Consider the following 734-nt stretch of genomic DNA (forward strand, 5'->3'; position numbering starts at 1 on the left):
ACTCCATCTTTTCCTGTCTTAGTTATATTTAACTTACCTAAGATTTGAGTATCATTAAATGTTAAACTTTGTAATTGTGAAACATCTTCTGAGTTTATTGTTACAGATTGTGTTTTATCACTTAATTTATATCCAATAGGTGCTTTAGTTTCTTTAATTGTATAAGTTCCCCATGGAAGATTATTTAAAGTAGCTACTCCATTTATATCTGTTGTTATAACTTTTTTAAAGTTATTTTCTCCAGTTATAGTAAACTCTGCTCCTGCAAGCTTAGCTCCGTCTTTTCCTAGCTTAGTTACTTTTATACTTCCATTTAATTTTGCATCTGTAAATATTAAGTTTTGATTTAACTTAACATTATTTGCATTAACTTCTACAGTTTGTGGTGTATTATTTAATTCATATCCTTGTGGTGCCTTAACTTCTTTTACTGTATAAGTTCCCCAAGCTAAACCACTTAAACTAATACTTCCATTGTCTCCTGTTGTAACTTCTCTCTCAAATCCATTTGGTCCTGTTATTTCAAAAACAGCTCCTGCTAATTTTTCTTTATTTGGACCTTCTTTTGTAATAGTTAAACTTCCTGTTTCTTGTCCATCAACAACTGTTATGTTTTGAATATTTGAAACATCAGTTGAATTTATAACTATAGATTGAGTGTTTTCATTTAATTTATAACCTTGTGGTGCTTTAGTTTCTTTAATTGTGTAAGTTCCCCATTGTAAATTATCTAA

Annotated in this window: 1 protein-coding gene; it reads right to left on the bottom strand. The window is 29.0% G+C overall.

Annotated features, from left to right (window positions below; all coding sequences use genetic code 11):
• A partial coding sequence (locus tag CLTHE_RS16605; RefSeq protein ID WP_278320275.1) for an MSCRAMM family protein occupies positions 1-734 on the bottom strand: 734 nt, incomplete at both ends.

It is taken from the genome of Clostridium thermobutyricum DSM 4928 (assembly GCF_002050515.1).
Classification (GTDB): domain Bacteria; phylum Bacillota; class Clostridia; order Clostridiales; family Clostridiaceae; genus Clostridium; species Clostridium thermobutyricum.